15 protein-coding genes are annotated in these 15,436 nt (G+C 59.1%); 8 read left to right on the top strand and 7 right to left on the bottom strand.

The window, feature by feature from the left end; genetic code table 11:
• The first annotated feature begins 232 nt into the window (after nucleotides 1-232).
• From R6W86_RS06410 to R6W86_RS06400, 3 genes are all read left to right on the top strand, one after another.
• Entirely contained in the window at nucleotides 233-1,321 is a 1,089-nt protein-coding gene (locus tag R6W86_RS06410; RefSeq protein ID WP_410328546.1) for an IS630 family transposase, read from the top strand.
• Between the two features lie 23 nt (nucleotides 1,322-1,344).
• Complete coding sequence (locus R6W86_RS06405; RefSeq protein WP_410328545.1) at nucleotides 1,345-1,911, top strand: DUF1285 domain-containing protein; 567 nt, start codon at nucleotides 1,345-1,347, stop codon at nucleotides 1,909-1,911.
• 201 nt (nucleotides 1,912-2,112) lie between these two features.
• Nucleotides 2,113-2,574: a peptidylprolyl isomerase gene (locus R6W86_RS06400; RefSeq protein WP_410328544.1), complete on the top strand. Its 462-nt coding sequence runs from the start codon at nucleotides 2,113-2,115 to the stop codon at nucleotides 2,572-2,574.
• A 412-nt stretch (nucleotides 2,575-2,986) separates the two neighbouring features.
• On the opposite strand, the gene R6W86_RS06395 is transcribed toward R6W86_RS06400, so the two are convergent.
• Entirely contained in the window at nucleotides 2,987-4,639 is a 1,653-nt protein-coding gene (locus R6W86_RS06395) for an electron transfer flavoprotein-ubiquinone oxidoreductase (protein ID WP_410328542.1), read from the bottom strand.
• 417 nt (nucleotides 4,640-5,056) lie between these two features.
• Between R6W86_RS06395 and R6W86_RS06390 the strand changes: the two genes are divergently transcribed.
• Together R6W86_RS06390 and R6W86_RS06385 are read left to right on the top strand one after the other, a co-directional pair.
• On the top strand, nucleotides 5,057-5,806 hold the full coding sequence (locus R6W86_RS06390) for an electron transfer flavoprotein subunit beta/FixA family protein (protein WP_410328541.1): 750 nt from the start codon (nucleotides 5,057-5,059) through the stop codon (nucleotides 5,804-5,806).
• Complete coding sequence (locus R6W86_RS06385; RefSeq protein ID WP_410328540.1) at nucleotides 5,807-6,748, top strand: electron transfer flavoprotein subunit alpha/FixB family protein; 942 nt, start codon at nucleotides 5,807-5,809, stop codon at nucleotides 6,746-6,748.
• A 98-nt stretch (nucleotides 6,749-6,846) separates the two neighbouring features.
• Here the strand turns inward: R6W86_RS06385 and R6W86_RS06380 are convergent, their stop codons facing one another.
• Nucleotides 6,847-7,233: a DUF3775 domain-containing protein gene (locus tag R6W86_RS06380; RefSeq protein WP_410328539.1), complete on the bottom strand. Its 387-nt coding sequence runs from the start codon at nucleotides 7,231-7,233 to the stop codon at nucleotides 6,847-6,849.
• Nucleotides 7,234-7,294: 61 nt separating this feature from the next.
• Between R6W86_RS06380 and R6W86_RS06375 the strand changes: the two genes are divergently transcribed.
• The gene (locus R6W86_RS06375) at nucleotides 7,295-8,407 is read left to right on the top strand and encodes a CapA family protein (RefSeq protein ID WP_410328538.1); all 1,113 of its coding nucleotides are present in this window, start codon (nucleotides 7,295-7,297) and stop codon (nucleotides 8,405-8,407) included.
• A 10-nt stretch (nucleotides 8,408-8,417) separates the two neighbouring features.
• Here R6W86_RS06375 and R6W86_RS06370 read toward each other — a convergent pair whose 3' ends face one another.
• Both R6W86_RS06370 and R6W86_RS06365 read right to left on the bottom strand, forming a co-directional pair.
• Entirely contained in the window at nucleotides 8,418-8,897 is a 480-nt protein-coding gene (locus tag R6W86_RS06370) for a hypothetical protein (protein ID WP_410328537.1), read from the bottom strand.
• Nucleotides 8,898-8,908: 11 nt separating this feature from the next.
• Nucleotides 8,909-9,238 carry a hypothetical protein gene (locus tag R6W86_RS06365; RefSeq protein WP_410328536.1) on the bottom strand — a complete coding sequence of 110 codons (330 nt, stop codon included), beginning with the start codon at nucleotides 9,236-9,238 and terminating at the stop codon, nucleotides 8,909-8,911.
• Nucleotides 9,239-9,438: 200 nt separating this feature from the next.
• Here R6W86_RS06365 and R6W86_RS06360 point away from each other — a divergent pair, with 200 nt between their 5' ends.
• Together R6W86_RS06360 and R6W86_RS06355 are read left to right on the top strand one after the other, a co-directional pair.
• Nucleotides 9,439-9,846 carry a hypothetical protein gene (locus R6W86_RS06360; RefSeq protein ID WP_410328535.1) on the top strand — a complete coding sequence of 136 codons (408 nt, stop codon included), beginning with the start codon at nucleotides 9,439-9,441 and terminating at the stop codon, nucleotides 9,844-9,846.
• Nucleotides 9,847-9,886: 40 nt separating this feature from the next.
• Entirely contained in the window at nucleotides 9,887-11,128 is a 1,242-nt protein-coding gene (locus R6W86_RS06355; RefSeq protein WP_410328534.1) for a saccharopine dehydrogenase family protein, read from the top strand.
• A gap of 8 nt (nucleotides 11,129-11,136) precedes the next feature.
• On the opposite strand, the gene cydC is transcribed toward R6W86_RS06355, so the two are convergent.
• Genes cydC through cydB form a run of 3 tightly spaced genes read right to left on the bottom strand, consistent with a single transcriptional unit; the run spans nucleotide 11,137 to nucleotide 15,436 of the window.
• Nucleotides 11,137-12,750, bottom strand: coding sequence for a thiol reductant ABC exporter subunit CydC (cydC, locus tag R6W86_RS06350; protein WP_410328533.1), 1,614 nt, complete (start codon nucleotides 12,748-12,750; stop codon nucleotides 11,137-11,139).
• Nucleotides 12,743-14,434, bottom strand: a complete 1,692-nt coding sequence (cydD, locus tag R6W86_RS06345; protein ID WP_410328532.1) for a thiol reductant ABC exporter subunit CydD — start codon at nucleotides 14,432-14,434, stop codon at nucleotides 12,743-12,745. The genes cydC and cydD overlap by 8 nt, the downstream gene beginning before the upstream one ends.
• Complete coding sequence (cydB, locus tag R6W86_RS06340) at nucleotides 14,435-15,436, bottom strand: cytochrome d ubiquinol oxidase subunit II (protein ID WP_410328531.1); 1,002 nt, start codon at nucleotides 15,434-15,436, stop codon at nucleotides 14,435-14,437. It lies immediately after the preceding gene.

The raw sequence follows: 15,436 nt of genomic DNA, 5'->3' as shown, positions 1-15,436 counted from the left end.
TCCATAGTCTGTTGTTGATACCTGTGATTTTTAGAGTTAATGCTCTAAAAGTCAATGCAGTCAGTGACGAAGATTTGCGGTCGCTGGGGCAACTGGAGCCTGGACAATAAAAAAGCCGGGCCGCTGTCGCAGTTCCCGGCTTCGCTGGAGGCTAGTGTCCCTTAACAAAAGTTCGTCGAATAAATTGTAGCTTAAGGTTATAATTGCAGAAAGCATCGATGGAGCTACTGCAATGGGTCGACCAGTTATTCCTTTGATCATTACAGACCAAGAACGCGATGAGCTTAATTCGTGGGTTCGCCGCCGGCAGATGCCAGCAGCCGAGCAGCAACGAGCGCGAATGATCCTGTTGAGCACCGAGGGCCTGCCCGGACGAGTGATTGCTGAGCGAGTGGGCGTAACGGCAGAAACAGTCAGTAAGTGGCGTAAGCGGTTTGAACAGTTCCGTGTGGCGGGACTGACAGACGCCCCGAGAAGTGGTCGGCCCCGCAGTATTGATGACGACAAGGTGACAGAAGTTATCAACAAAACGCTTCAATCCAAGCCCAAGGATGCGACCCACTGGTCTACCACTCTGATGGCCAAGGAAGCCGGGCTCAATGCCATGGCAATCAGTCGAATCTGGCGGGCGTTTGGGTTAAAGCCTCATCGTCTGGAGACCTTCAAGCTCTCAACCGACCCCCACTTTGTGGCCAAGGTCCACGACATTGTCGGGTTGTATATGAATCCGCCCGACCGGGCTCTGGTCCTGTGTGTGGACGAGAAAAGCCAGATACAGGCGCTGAACCGCACCCAGCCGGCGCTTCCGCTGTCGTTTGGTTATTCCGAAACCCGAACGCACGATTATGTTCGCCATGGCACTACAACTCTGTTTGCAGCCTTGGACGTTGCCACTGGCGAGGTTATCGGACGCCTGCACAGGCGACACCGTGCCAAAGAGTTTCTGGCGTTTTTAAATGAGATTGACCGGGAGGTTCCGGAAGATCTGGATGTTCACCTGGTCATGGACAACTACGGGACCCACAAGACCGAAAAGGTACGAGCTTGGTTCGCCGCACGGCCCCGCTATCACGTTCATTTCACGCCAACATCAGCATCGTGGGTAAACTTGGTGGAACGATTTTTTGGCCTGATCTCAGAACGCTGGATCAAGCGCAACTCGCACCGCAGCACTCGCGAACTGGAGGCTTCCATTAAAGATTACCTGACAAGATACAACGACGATCCCAAACCTTTTGTCTGGCGCAAAACAGCGGATCAAATCATTGAATCAATTGCTCGTCTATCCGATAAGCTTAATAACAAGACGAACTTTTGTTAAGGGACACTAGGAGGCACTGAGCCATGAACAAGAATCCGGAAACCTTCGCCAAAGAAGTCGAGGAGACTGTCAAGAAGCCGGGGCTGCCGCCACTGGATCAATGGCACCCGGAGCTGTCCGGGGATATGGATATGGTGATCCGCCGGAACGGACAGTGGATCTTCAAGGGCGACCCCCTGGGCCGCGAGGCAATTGTCCGGTTGTTCTCGACCATCCTGCGGCGTGAGGAAGACGGGGAGTTCTACCTGGTCACGCCAGTGGAGAAGTGGCGCATCCAGGTTGAGGATACGCCGTTGCTGGCCCATTCTCTCGAAGCGGATGGCACCGGGGATGATCAGGTGCTCATTCTCACCACCAATGTCGGCGAGACCCTGGAAATCAGCGATGAGCATCCGCTGGAAGTGGGACAGTATCCGGATTCGGGCGAGCCACGACCTGTCATCAAGGTACGTCACGGCGTTGAAGCCCGGATTGTCACCGCGGCTTTCTATGAGTTGGCGGACCTTGTTGTCGAAAAGGAAGATGCCGGCGAAACCGTTTACGGCGTGATGAGTCACGGAAAGTTCTGGAAAGTCGGGCAGAGCGGTTGAAAAACTCCGGCCTGCCCCCATCAATCACGGTAGAAAACGCAACCTGTCACTTGTTAGACTATGTTTTCTTACTTGTTATCGAGCCTGGCTCTCTAACGAGGCCCGGTGGTCGTTAGTCCCTCTGTGCAGTCCGGCTGTTCATGATCACTTTCGATTGCCTTAATTCATAAAAGCAGTCATTGCGACACGCAAGGAGATAAAATGGCCCAACCTCGTGTTGTTACCATTCATTACACCCTCACCAACGACCAGGGAGAGCAACTCGATTCCTCCCGCGTAGAAGGTCGTGAGCCGCTGACTTACCTGGAAGGTGCCCAGAACATCATTGGTGGTCTCGAAAGCGCGCTGACAGAGAAAGACTCTGGTGATCAGGTGAAGGTTTCCGTTGAGCCGGCAGAAGGCTACGGCGAAGTAAACGAAGAACTGATCCAGCCGGTTCCCCGCTCTGCCTTTGAAGGCGTTGACACCATCGAGCCGGGCATGCAGTTCCAGGCACAGACTCCGGGCGGCCCCCAGATCGTCCGCGTAGTGGAAGTTGGTGACGAGACCGTCACCATCGATGCCAACCACCCGCTGGCTGGCCAGACCCTGCACTTCGACGTGGAAGTGGTCGAGGCCCGCGACGCGACTGAAGAAGAGCAAGAGCACGGCCACGTGCACTGAAGTCGCGCCTGAAGGCGGGGGAGAATGGAAACGGGGTCAGATGAAATTTTTTATCCGACCCCAGATTAAAACCTTCCCCGGATCCGGGTCTCATGGCAACGGGGTCTGATGAAAACTTTCATCTGCCCCCAACTTAAGGCCTGCCCGCCCCGCCTCTGCGAAAAGAACGGCCCCTTGTGGGTCGTTTTTTTGTGCCTGGGAGAAAGGGGGGGTTAAAAATGGGGTCTGAAGAAGGTTTTCTTCAGACCCCTGAGGTTAAACTAACTTCGGATTTGGGTCCGGACTCTGGGGTCAGAAGAAAGCCTTCTTCCGACCCCGTCTTCGCGCCTCGGACCTTCCCAAATTTCGGGCTCAAAAAAGGGGTCAGATTAACGCTTTCATCTGACCCCATGTTCACTTCGAACTCCGAAGCTTACATGTTCGGATAATTCGGGCCGCCGCCGCCTTCCGGGGTCACCCAGGTGATGTTCTGGGCAGGATCCTTGATGTCACAGGTCTTGCAGTGAACACAGTTCTGGGCGTTGATCTGGAACTTCTTGCCGCTGCCGTCTTCCGCTTCGACGACCTCATATACACCGGCCGGGCAGTAGCGCTGCGCGGGCTCGTCGTATTTCGGCAGGTTTTCCTTCAGCGGGATATCCGGATCGGTCAGCTTCAGGTGAACCGGCTGGTCTTCCTCGTGGTTGGTGTTGGAAATGAACACCGATGACAGGCGGTCGAAGGTCAGTTTGTTATCCGGCTTCGGATAGCTGATCTTCTTGGCCTCGGACGCCGGCTTCAGGGTGGCGTAGTCCGGAGTTGTGTCGTGGAAGGTGATCGGCAGGCTGCCGCGCAGGATGTTCTGCTCGAAGAAGGCGATGGCGCCGCCTACCACGTTGCCGAACTTGTGCATGGCCGGGCCGAAGTTACGCTCGGCGTAGAGCTCCTTGTACAGCCAGCTCTTCTCGAAACGCTTCTGGAAGCCGGTGATCTCCTCACCGCTCTTGCCTTCCTTCAGGGCCTCAAATACCGCTTCCGCACCCAGCAGGCCGGACTTCATGGCGGTGTGGGAGCCCTTGATCTTGGAGCTGTTCAGGGTGCCGGCGTCACAGCCCAGCAGCAGGCCGCCCGGGAAGCTCATCTTGGGCAGCGCGTTGTAGCCGCCTTTGGAAATCGCGCGGGCACCGTAGGACACGCGCTTGCCGCCTTCCAGATACTTACTGATTTCCGGGTGCAGCTTCAGGCGCTGGAATTCCTCGAACGGGCTGAGGTGCGGGTTGCTGTAGGACAGATCGGTGATCAGGCCCACGTAAACCTGGCCGTTTTCCAGGTGATACAGGAAGGAACCGCCGGTTGAGCCGGACTCGTTCAGCGGCCAGCCGGCGGTGTGGATGACCAGGCCCGGCTCGTGTTTGGCCGGATCGATGTCCCACAGCTCCTTGATGCCGATGCCGTAGTGCTGCGGATCCTTGCCTTCATCCAGTTTGAAATCGTTGATCAGGCGCTTGCCCAGGTGGCCGCGACAACCCTCGGTGAACAGGGTGTACTTGGCGCGCAGTTCCATGCCCGGCATGTAGCCATCTTTCTCGGAACCGTCACGGGCCACGCCCATGTCACCAGTGATGATGCCCTTGACCTGGCCATCTTCAACAATAGTTTCGGCCGCGGCAAAGCCGGGGTACACCTCAACACCCAGCTGCTCGGCCTGCTCGGCGAGCCAGCGGCACAGGTTGCCCAGACTGATGATGTAGTTGCCATGGTTGTGCATGTTCTTGGGCACAAAGGCATTCGGGATCTTGGTGGCGTTTTCCTGGTTCTTCAGCAGGAAGATGTCATCCCGGGTGACCGGCGTGTTCAGGGGAGCGCCTTTCTCTTTCCAGTCCGGGAAGAGTTCGTTCAGGGCGGTGGGCTCGAATACGGTTCCGGCGAGGATGTGCGCACCGATCTCGGACCCTTTTTCCACCACGCATACGGTCAGTTCTTCGCCGGCTTCCTGCGCCAGTTGCATGACGCGGCAGGCTGCCGACAGGCCCGCAGGGCCGCCGCCGACGATCAGAACATCAAATTCCATCGATTCGCGTTCCACGTTGGTCTCCTCAAACAGCTTCTATTGGATATAGTTTGCCCGCAGGCCGATTTACAGGGGCGTTATCATACCGGTAAAAATGCCTATAGACGACTGCCCCGAGCCGAATAACCCGGCCGGTTTAACCGAAAGCATACCGCATTTGATAAATCAAACAAACGTTTGTTTGAAATTCTCCCTGAGCTTTGGCATTGTACGTGTACACCGAAAGATCGTGTGTTTTGAGTCGATTTTTAGTATCGTCTCATTGCCAATCCGGGTCAACACCGTCGCATTGGCTTTTAAAGCAGTCCCGGCGCGTCGTTTGAGGCTATTGATTCTGCTGAGCGTTGCCTCCATCATTAGTGCGCACTGAATTTCGGCAGGCTCCGCGGGGACTGCGAGTCATTAAACCCATCGTAGAAGAACGAGGAATCTATGAAGGTTCTGGTCGCTGTAAAACGAGTTATCGACTACAACGTGAAGGTGCGCGTCAAGCCGGACAACACCGGTGTTGACCTTGCCAACGTCAAGATGGCAATGAACCCGTTCTGCGAAATCGCTGTTGAAGAAGCGGTTCGTCTGAAAGAAAAGGGAGTTGCCAGTGAAATCGTGGTGGTTTCCATCGGTCCGAAGGCTGCGCAGGAGCAAATCCGTACCGCTCTGGCCCTGGGTGCTGACCGTGGTATCCACGTCGAGACCGACGAAGAAGTCCAGTCTCTCGAAGCGGCCAAGCTGCTGAAGGCTGTTGTTGAGAAGGAAGAGCCGAAGCTGGTCATTCTCGGCAAGCAGTCCATCGATTCCGACAACAACCAGACTGGCCAGATGCTGGCCGCGCTGACCGGCATGGGTCAGGGCACCTTCGCTTCCGAAGTGGTTGTTGAGGGCGACAAGGTCAACGTAACCCGCGAGGTAGACGGTGGTCTGGTGACCGTTTCCCTGAACCTGCCTGCGGTTGTCACCACCGACCTGCGTCTGAATGAGCCGCGCTACGCTTCTCTGCCGAACATCATGAAGGCCAAGAAGAAGCCGTTGGACAACATGAGCCCGGCCGATCTGGGTGTCGACATCGCTCCGCGCCTTTCTACCCTGAAGGTTGAAGCGCCTGCTTCCCGTCAGGCGGGTGTGAAAGTGGCCGACGTTGCCGAGCTGGTCGATAAACTGAAGAACGAAGCGAAGGTGATCTAAATGAGCATCCTTGTAATTGCTGAACATGACAACAGCAGCCTGAAACAGGCTACCCTGAATGTTGTAGCGGCTGCCAAGGCCATCGGCGGAGACATCGACGTACTGGTTGCCGGTGAGAACTGTGGTGCCGTTGCCGAAGCTGCTGCCAAGGCCGAGGGCGTGAACAAGGTTCTGGTTGCCGACAACGCTGCTTATGGTCACTTCCTGGGTGAGAATCTGGGTGAGCTGGTTGCCGAAGCAGGTAAGGGCTACAGCCACATTCTGGCCGCTGCCGGCACCACCGGTAAAGACTTCATGCCGCGCGTTGCTGCACTGCTGGACGTTGCCCAGGTGTCCGACATCATGCGCGTTGAATCCGACGATACTTTCGTTCGTCCGATCTACGCCGGTAACGCCATCGCGACTGTGAAGTCCAATGACAGCATCAAGGTCATCACCGTTCGTCCGACCGCGTTCGATCCCGTTGCTGCTGAAGGTGGTTCCGCCTCCGTTGAGCAGCTGGACGTGGTGAAGGACGCTGGCCTGTCTTCCTTTGTTGGCGAGCAGAAAGCCAAATCCGACCGTCCGGACCTGGCCTCTGCCGGTATCGTGATCTCCGGTGGTCGCGGCATGCAGAACGGCGAGAACTTCAAGATGCTGGAGAACGTTGCTGATCTGCTGGGCGCCGCGGTTGGTGCTTCCCGTGCCGCTGTTGACGCAGGCTTTGTGCCGAACGACATGCAGGTTGGGCAGACCGGTAAGATCGTCGCCCCGCAGCTGTACGTTGCCGTGGGTATCTCCGGTGCCATCCAGCACCTGGCGGGCATGTCTGACTCCAAGGTGATCGTTGCGATCAACAAGGACGAAGAAGCCCCGATCTTCCAGGTGGCCGATTACGGCCTGGTCGCGGACCTGTTCGAAGCAGTTCCGCAGCTGCAAGAAGAGCTGAAGAAAGTTCTGTAACTTTCTGAAAAGCTTGAAAGAAGGCGCCTCAGGGCGCCTTTTTTATTGACCGCAAGAAACTGCAACTGAGGGTTTGGGTCCCCGGGGGATACTACGAGTCACTCGTCGCAGGAGTACCCATGCAGGGACAGGCCTTCGAGCAGGTAATCCGGTAACAGCGGGTGGGCGATCAGGTAATCGGCGGTTGTATCGTTCGATGCATCCGAGGCATAGGACAATGCCTCCTCCCATTCCTCAAGACTGTAGTCGCCCCGGCCGAGCCACAAGAGTGCGACCACTTGCTGTTGCTGGTCCGGTTCCAGGTCGGTAATCACCGAGCGGAACTCCTCCAGAGTGGAATCTCCAGCGTGGGAGGCGAGCATCTGGACGTGCCAGTCTTCGCTGGCATCACCGGAGTCGGTGGGTATGACGACCTGCTCCTGGGCATGAAATTCCCTCGCCAGCTGGACCAGATGGCAAACGGTATCCGGGTTGACGTCGAGCATGAGCGATCCCTCCAATGATCATTCATCGTCTATTTTATAGACAATAGCTGATGGATCGACGATGAAAAAGCAACCGCTGAAACTCTTTTTGGCCGGTGACGTGATGACTGGGAGAGGCATTGACCAGATCATGCCCGTTCCTTCACAACCGAGACTTTATGAACCCTGTGTGATCGACGCGCGGAACTATATCGCCCTGGCAGAAAGGAAGGCCGGGCCGATTCCCGGGAAGGTTGCCGGTGACTATATCTGGGGTGATGCCTTGGCAGAGCTGGATCGGTTCAACCCTGACGTACGTATCGTGAACCTTGAGACCAGTGTAACTACCGCTGGTAAGCCCTGGCCTGGCAAAGGCATCCACTATCGAATGCATCCGGACAACCTGGCCTGTCTGTTGGCGGCGCGCCTGGACGTGTGTGGCCTGGCCAACAATCACGTACTCGACTGGGGACGGGAAGGGCTTGCGGAAACACTGAAGGTGCTTCATGGCGCCGGACTGCTCACGCCCGGCGCCGGCCTGGATGAGGTGGAAGCTCAGTCTCCGGCAGCTTTCCGGCTTACCGGCGGAGGCAGGCTATTGGTGCTTGCGTGCGGGCTGGCGTCCAGTGGTATTCCCGAGGACTGGACGGCGGGTCCCGGCCGCAGTGGCGTGTTCCTGCTCCCGGGTCTCGACAATCGGTCGGTCAAAGCGATCGCCCGGATCATCGAACAGGCCAGGCAACCGGGCGACCGGGTTCTGGTTTCGGTCCACTGGGGCGGCAACTGGGGCTACTACGTGGAGGACGAGGAGCGGTTGTTCGCCCACCGGCTGATCGAGGAGGCCGGTGTCGATGTGGTCCATGGTCATTCCTCCCACCATCCTCGCGGGATTGAGGTGTGGCATGGCCGCTTGATTCTTTATGGTTGCGGGGACCTGATAAATGACTACGAGGGCATTCGAGGCTATGAGGCCTTTCGCCCGGAATTATCCCTGCTGCACCTGCCAACAATCGATTCCGATACCGGTCTGCTGGAAAGCCTTCAGGTGGTCCCGATGCGCATGGAGCGGTTCCGTTTGAACCACGCCACCGAGGAGGAGGCAGCCTGGCTGCAGGGCCAGCTGAATGAGGTCTTCCGGGACTCGGGAACAGCCCTGGACAAGGCTCCTGACGGATCGTTCAAACTTGTCTGGTAGCTGACCGGGCCTACCCGGAGTGGTCGTCGCTGTTCCGGGGCCGTCGAGTGTGGCGGGAGATGATGCGTTTCTCTACCTTACTGATAATGAGGGTATCCGCGAGCATGTGCAGGGCCCGGTTGGTCGTTCGAACGGCGCTGTAAATCTCGCTACTGGTCTGATCGTGGGTTGTCCGGGCCTTCCTGGCACTTTTTCTGAAGTCCTCGTCCCTTGAGAACAGATCAATCAGTCCGAATGTGGTGCTTGAAAGGGTCTTGTGCACCTTTTCCACGGCGCTGGTACCGCCGGAGACAGTTTCCTCCAGGAGTTTCGTCCGGTTGCGGACTTCCATCAGGTCCATCCGGCGCTTCTGAATGGCACTGCGGGCCGCTACCCGGCGGGTGTTGACCCGCCGGAGCAGTACTCGGCAGACCTGCAGTTGCCGGAAAACCAGCGCCAGCGCAACGGCGGCGACCAGCAGGAGAGGGAGAGTAAGCAGTTCAGTTATCATGCCCGGAACCTTCAGCGGTATTCGATCTGCATGTAAACGTCGATTTCCCGTTCCTGCAGCTCCTGTTCGAGCTCTTTCATGACTTCCTGGTACACCATCTTGCTGACCATGACCGGCAACCGGTCTGCCAGGATGCGGGCAGAGCGGGATTCGCGCTTGGCGATGGCAATCGGGTCGAGCACTTTTAGCGTAAGCACCAGTTCCGGATCGCCACCGGATTCATCAATCCTGTCTTGTTCCATGATCTGGCGTATGACTCTCCTCTGCTCAAGGATCTGCCAGTAGAGAAAGCCGCTGAACAGCACCAGGATAACGCTGAGAACCAGTAATAATATGAGCAACGGAGGCCTCCAGCTTGGTTTTCGGGATCAGCGGCCAGTGTGCAGCAACCGGAAAGCCAAACGATTGGCCGAGCCGACGGAACTGGGAAAGAAACCCGGAAACTGGAAGCGATGCACAAAGCTGCTACCTTGATTTGCAGCTGTTGCGTCATATTCGGAGAATCAATTGGTTAGTGGAACTTAAAAAAAGGAACCCAGCAATGGTCTGGATCAAAGCGTTTATAGCCGGATTTCTGGCAACACTGATTTTTCACCAGGGACTGTTCATGGTGTTTTACCTCGCAGGCATGGTGCCCAGTGAACCATTCAACATGTCGCCGGTACCACCTTTTGGCGTCCCTCAAATCGTCTCCCTGGCTTTCTTTGGTGGCCTGTGGGGAATGGTGCTCTGGTTGATCCTGGGGAGACTGGCGGGAATCGGGATCTGGCTCGGATACATCCTGCTTGGCGCCCTGGCGCCAACTGCAGTCGCCATGCTAGTGGTGTTTCCTTTTAAGGGTCTGGAAGTTACCGCCCAGACCTGGACAGGCGGCCTGTTACTCAACGGATTCTGGGGGTTGGGCGTTGCCATTCTGATGCGCCTGATGGGCACGCGCCCGAACGCCTGAGCCCTATAATCAATTTATGAATGCAAGGAGAGGAACTCCGATGGCAAAGACAACGAATACCAGTTATGACCTCGTCGTTTTCGGGGCCACCAGTTTTGTCGGGCAGATTCTTACCCGGTACCTGTTCGAGACCTATGGTGTCGGCCAATCGGTCAACTGGGCCATTGCCGGTCGTTCCAGCCATAAGCTGGAAGGGGTGAAGAGCGAGCTGGGCAACAAGGCCAACGATCTTCCGGTCATCCTCGCAGACGTGTCGGATCAAGGTTCCCTGGAAGCCCTCTGTGGCCAGACCCGGGCGGTGATTTCCACCGTCGGCCCCTACGCCCTGTATGGTGAGCCGATGGTGCAGGCCTGTGTCCGCTCCGGTACCGACTACTGCGATCTGACCGGAGAGGTCCAGTGGATTCGCAAGATGATCGAACGGTACGAGGAGGAAGCCAAATCCTCCGGCGCCCGCATCGTCCACTGCTGTGGTTTCGACTCGATTCCCTCCGATCTCGGTGTCTGGTACCTGCAGCAGCAGGCCGAGGAGACCTTTGGAGCCCCCTGCAAGGATGTCCGCATGCGGGTCAAGGCGGTCAAGGGCGGGCTGTCCGGGGGAACCGTGGCCTCGATGATCAATATCGCAAAAGAAGCGGGCTCCGATCCGGCGTTGCGTAAGGAACTGGCCAATCCCTTTTCCATTAGCCCCCCGGAACACCGCTCGCAAACCCGTCAGCCTAGCCTGAAAACCGCCGAGTTCGACAAGGACTTTCAGGTCTGGCTGGCGCCGTTCGTAATGGGCGCCATCAACACCCGTGTCGTGCACCGTTCCAACGCCCTGCAGGACGCACGCTACGGCAAGGAATTCACGTACGACGAAGCCATGATGACCGGTCGGGGCGTGAAGGGTAGGGCCAGTGCCTACGCAATGACGGCGGCGCTGGGAACTTTCTTCGCGGCCTCCGCCATAAAGCCCACCCGGTGGGTGGTGGAGAAACTGGTACCCAAGCCCGGTGAGGGCCCGAGCCCTGAAGAGCAGCGTACTGGGTTCTTCGATATCCGCTTTGTCGGTCGCACCGAAGATGGCAAGACCATGATCACCAAGGTGACCGGCGATCGCGATCCGGGTTATGGCTCCACCTCCAAGATGCTCGGGGAAGCCGGTATGTGCCTGGCGTTTGATGTGCCCGCTGACAAGCCCGGAGGCTTCTGGACGCCGGCATCGCTGCTCGACGGGGACCTGCTGAAACGGCTGACCGAAAAATCGGGCCTGACCTTCGAGGTGGTCGAAACCCGCTAGGGCGGTCATTACTCCAGATGGATCACACGGTCGGTTGCTGGCAGGGCTTCCGACCCGTGAGCCAGGCTGACCACCGTTTTGCCTTCCAGCCAGCGCTCCGACTGTTTGCTGATGCGGCTTCTGGTGTCAGCGTCCAGCCCGGTAAACGGTTCGTCCAGGATCACCAGTGGCGCCGGGTTCAACAATACCCGCGCCAGTGCCACCCGGCGGGCCTCCCCGCCGGAAAGCCGGCTTCCGGTATTCCCCAGCCAGGTATCCAGCTGCTTCGGCTCACGGGCAAACCGATCCCCCAGCTCCACCAGTTCCAGGACCTGCCACAACTCCGCATCGGTGGCTGCCGGGTTTCCCAGCACCAGATTCGCCCGCAAGGTGTCGTCAAACAGCACCGTCTGCTGTGTCAGGTAGATACAGGGTTGCCGGGCAAGTTCGCCCCGGGATGGGGGCAGCAGGCCGGCCAGGGTATCGGCCAGGGACGATTTACCGCTACCGGAACGGCCCAGGATGCCGACCCGTTCACCCCGGGCAAGGGTAAGGTCGAAATGGGTAAGAACAGGTGCGAACCCCTCGTGCCGAACGGCAATATCCCTGGCCTCCAGGGCAAGATCGTCGGCCGGCGCTGGTATTTCGGCCTTCGCGTCCTCACCGGCTGGCGCTGCATCCTGGTTCAGGCGGGCGGCGGAGGAGACGGTACTGCCAAGCTTGCCGAAGGCTTCCGGCAGCATGGAATAGACCTCTGCCAGGCCGAGGATCGCGATCGGAAGCAGCACCAGGACCGGGCCAGAGATGGCACCGGTCTCAAACAGGCTGTAGCCGGCCCAGAGTGCAAATACAGCGCACAGATTGATCAGCAGGTGGCTGATCGCCTGGTGCCAGCCAACCTTGGAGTCCACCTCAACCTGTTCCGAGTTCATCTGGTGAGCCTGGCGAAGCAACCAGGCTCCGTGCCGCCCGGTGCGCCCGGCAGCACGCAGTTCCGCGAAGCCTTCAATGTGCTCGACGACCGCGGTGCGCAGCTGCTCCTGAAGGTTGGCCTGGCGATAGGATGGTTCTCGGGTACGAACATAGACGGCGACGGTTGCGAGCACGAAGGCGAGGGCGGTGATGACAAGCAGACCCAGCGCCACCGCGCCACTGAACAGCACCGAGGCGAGCAAGGCCACCAAAAAGGTGATAACTCCCGCCAGGGCCGCAGGTGCGATGACCCGAAGGTAGATGGTATCCAGGGCATCCACATCGCTGGTCAGGCGCGATAGCCACTGCGCCCCGGAAAGTTTCGACTGCCCGGTTCGGTTTGCCCCGGCAAGCTTGCGGAACAGCGCCACCCGGATGTCCGTGAGTAGCCGCAATACGGTATCGTGGTTATAGACCCGCTCCAGATACCGGGCCACCGTCCGGGAGACCGCAAAGAACCGTATGCCGCCGCCGGGCACATACAGGTTGACTGCTACCTGGGTGCCGGCTGCAAGCAGGATGCCGGCAATAGCGGTGTCCGTGATGAACCAGCCGGACAGCGCCAGCAGGCCGATGCCCGATGCCAGGGTTGCCAGAATCAGCACCCCTCCCAGCACCAGTCGCCAGGGGCGCTGGAAGATCAGGGCAAGCCAGGGCGTCAGTTCACGCATTGGCGACCTCCCCGTTGTCGACGGTCAGAACGCGATCCGCAAGGGTGAGGAGGGCATGGTGATGGGTCGAGAAGATCAGGGTCTTGCCTGCCTCCGACAGCTTGCGAAGGCTCTCCAGAATGAAGATTTCACTGGCTGAATCAAGCCCGGCGGTCGGTTCGTCCAACAGAATCAGGTCGTAGTCCGCCAGGAAGATCCGGGCCAGACTGAGGCGCCGGGCCTGGCCACCGGACAGACCCCGGCCCTGATCCGACACCCCGCTGTAGATGCCGTCCTCCCTGCTATCCACCAGATCGCCGAGACCAACCCGCCGGAGTGCCGCATCAATGGCAATGTCGGAAGCGTCCGGGGAAGTGAGCCGGAGATTATCGGCCCAGGTACCGTGAACGAGGAAACCCTTCTGGCCCAGCCAGCCAAAACCGGCTTTACCCGGCGCCTGGCCAAGGATCCGGATCTCCCCCGAGTCCGGCGCCAGAAAACCGGCCAACAGATAGAGCAGGGTGGATTTGCCACCGCCGGACGGGCCGGTCAGGGCCACGGCGTGACCTTTTTTGATCTCCAGGTTCAAATCGCTGAACCAGGGGGTAGCTTCGCCCGGGTGAGTATAGTTCACGTGATCGAGGGTAATGAGGTTGGCCGGTCCGGCAGTTTCGGAGGCGGGCGGCTCCCATTGCACGGCCGGGCTAGTAGCCGGGTAGTGCTGCAGGCGGGCGAGAATCTCGGTGCCGGCACCCAGCGCCGACGCCCGATCGTGGTAATACTGGGATAGCATTCGCAGCGGCTGGAAGAATTCCGGCGCCAAAAGCAGGATCAGCAAGCCGGTGAACAGGGTAAGCTCATCGGCGGGGCCAAAGGTGATATAGCCCAGCAAACCAAAGCCGATATAAATGGCGATCACCGCAATCGCCACCGACGCGAAGAATTCCAGTACCGCGGAGGAAAGAAACGCAATCTTCAGGGTCTTCATGGTGACCACCCGGTAGCGATCCGAGCGGCGGGCGAGGATGTCCCCGGCGGATTCGGTCTGGCCGAACAGTTGAAGGGTGGTGAGGCCGCGCACCTTGTCCAGGAACTGACCGGACAGCCGGCTGATGGTCTCGAAATGCTGCTGGTTGAGTTTTTCCGCGCCCATTCCCACCAGCGCCATGAACAGGGGAATCAGTGGTGCAGACAGCAGCAGGAAGACCGCAGCTAGCCAATCCAGCCAGAACACCAGTGCCAGGATGAGCAGGGGCACGATCACCGAGAGCTGCATCTGGGGCAGGAACCTGGCGTAGTAGCCGTGCAGGGCTTCCACATGGTCAATCCATTCCCGGGCAAGTGCCCCGGCGGACTCCTGGCCCATGGCCACCGGGCCGGCGGCCTGCCAATGGCGGTGAATCTGGCGGCGGGCGGTCCGGCGGACCCGCTTGCTGCACTGGGTCGCCAGACGGGTTTGCAGCCCCTGGAACAGCGCACGGATGACAAGGGTAATGACCAGGGCGACAAATAGCCGGGTCAGTTCTGACGCCGCGACGCCCTCGATCACGCCGAGGTGAACGATACGGGCCAGCAGGACCATCTGCACAATGGTCGCAATGCCGGCCAGGGTGCCGCTCACGACGGCACCCTGCACCCACCGACGATTGCCGGCGGCAAGCTCCGTGAGCCAGCGGCGAACGTTTCGCTGCTCCGGAGCCGTCACTTAGTGGTATCCCTCACCGGCGCGCACCTTGCCGCGGAAGACCCAGTAGGTCCAGGCGGTGTAGGCGATCACGATGGGCACCACCAGCAATGTGCCGAGGAGCAGGAACATCTGGGAGCCATAGGCCGAGGCGGCATCCCACAGGGTGTACTCCGGCGGCACCACGTACGGCCAGCGGCTGACCACCAGGCCCAGGTAGGTGGTGATGAACAGCCCCATGGTGGCCACAAACGGCATACCCTCGAATCGGTTGCGCACGGACCGGAAGATCTGGAACGCACACAGCAGGGTCAGCACCGGCAGAACCCAGATTACGGTCAGGTTGGAGAACCAGCGCTCGCGCACCATGTCGTCCACGAACGGCGTCCAGACGCTGATGATGCCGAAGACGATCAGCACCGCTGCCAGCAATGGCAGGGTGATCTTGTAGGCCCATTCCTGCAGCCGGCCCTCGGTCTTCATGATCAGCCAGGTGGAACCCAGCAGGGAGTAGCCGGCCAGCATGCCCAGGCCGGTGAGGACGGTGAATGGCGTCAGCCAGTCCAGGGCGCCGCCAACGTAAACGCCATCAACGGTATTGAATCCCTGGATGTAGGCACCGACCACCGCGCCCTGGGCGAAGGAGGCAACAGTGGAACCGCCGGCAAAGGCCCAGTTCCACAGGTAGCGGGAGGTCCGGGCCTTGAACCGGAACTCGAAGGCCACGCCCCGGAAGATCAGACCGGCCAGCAGCAGGAACACGCCGATGTACAGCGCCGGCAGGAAAATGGTGTAGACCATCGGGAAGGCAGCCAGCAGGCCGGCACCGCCCAGCACCAGCCAGGTCTCGTTGCCGTCCCATACCGGGGCCACCGAGTTCATCATGGTGTCCCGGTCACCCTCACTCGGGGCGAACGGGAACAGGATGCCCACACCGAGGTCGAAGCCGTCCATCAGCACATACATGATGATGCCGAAGCCGATAATGAATGCCCAGATCAGGGGCAGATCGAAGAGTTCCAT

Origin of the sequence: Marinobacter sp., from assembly GCF_046484525.1 — a bacterium.
Lineage (GTDB): Bacteria > Pseudomonadota > Gammaproteobacteria > Pseudomonadales > Oleiphilaceae > Marinobacter.
The sequence above is the reverse complement of the archived record's forward strand: the minus strand, read 5'-3'. Positions and strand labels throughout refer to the sequence as shown.

Excerpts from the sequence above, each read along its gene's own strand:
- R6W86_RS06410 (WP_410328546.1), top strand. The coding sequence starts at position 233 with ATGGGTCGACCAGTTATTCCTTTGATCATTACAGACCAAGAACGCGAT.
- R6W86_RS06405 (WP_410328545.1), top strand. The coding sequence starts at position 1,345 with ATGAACAAGAATCCGGAAACCTTCGCCAAAGAAGTCGAGGAGACTGTC.
- R6W86_RS06400 (WP_410328544.1), top strand. The coding sequence starts at position 2,113 with ATGGCCCAACCTCGTGTTGTTACCATTCATTACACCCTCACCAACGAC.
- R6W86_RS06390 (WP_410328541.1), top strand. The coding sequence starts at position 5,057 with ATGAAGGTTCTGGTCGCTGTAAAACGAGTTATCGACTACAACGTGAAG.
- R6W86_RS06385 (WP_410328540.1), top strand. The coding sequence starts at position 5,807 with ATGAGCATCCTTGTAATTGCTGAACATGACAACAGCAGCCTGAAACAG.
- R6W86_RS06380 (WP_410328539.1), bottom strand. The coding sequence starts at position 7,233 with ATGCTCGACGTCAACCCGGATACCGTTTGCCATCTGGTCCAGCTGGCG.
- R6W86_RS06375 (WP_410328538.1), top strand. The coding sequence starts at position 7,295 with ATGAAAAAGCAACCGCTGAAACTCTTTTTGGCCGGTGACGTGATGACT.
- R6W86_RS06370 (WP_410328537.1), bottom strand. The coding sequence starts at position 8,897 with ATGATAACTGAACTGCTTACTCTCCCTCTCCTGCTGGTCGCCGCCGTT.
- R6W86_RS06360 (WP_410328535.1), top strand. The coding sequence starts at position 9,439 with ATGGTCTGGATCAAAGCGTTTATAGCCGGATTTCTGGCAACACTGATT.
- R6W86_RS06355 (WP_410328534.1), top strand. The coding sequence starts at position 9,887 with ATGGCAAAGACAACGAATACCAGTTATGACCTCGTCGTTTTCGGGGCC.
- cydC (WP_410328533.1), bottom strand. The coding sequence starts at position 12,750 with ATGCGTGAACTGACGCCCTGGCTTGCCCTGATCTTCCAGCGCCCCTGG.
- cydB (WP_410328531.1), bottom strand. The coding sequence starts at position 15,436 with ATGGAACTCTTCGATCTGCCCCTGATCTGGGCATTCATTATCGGCTTC.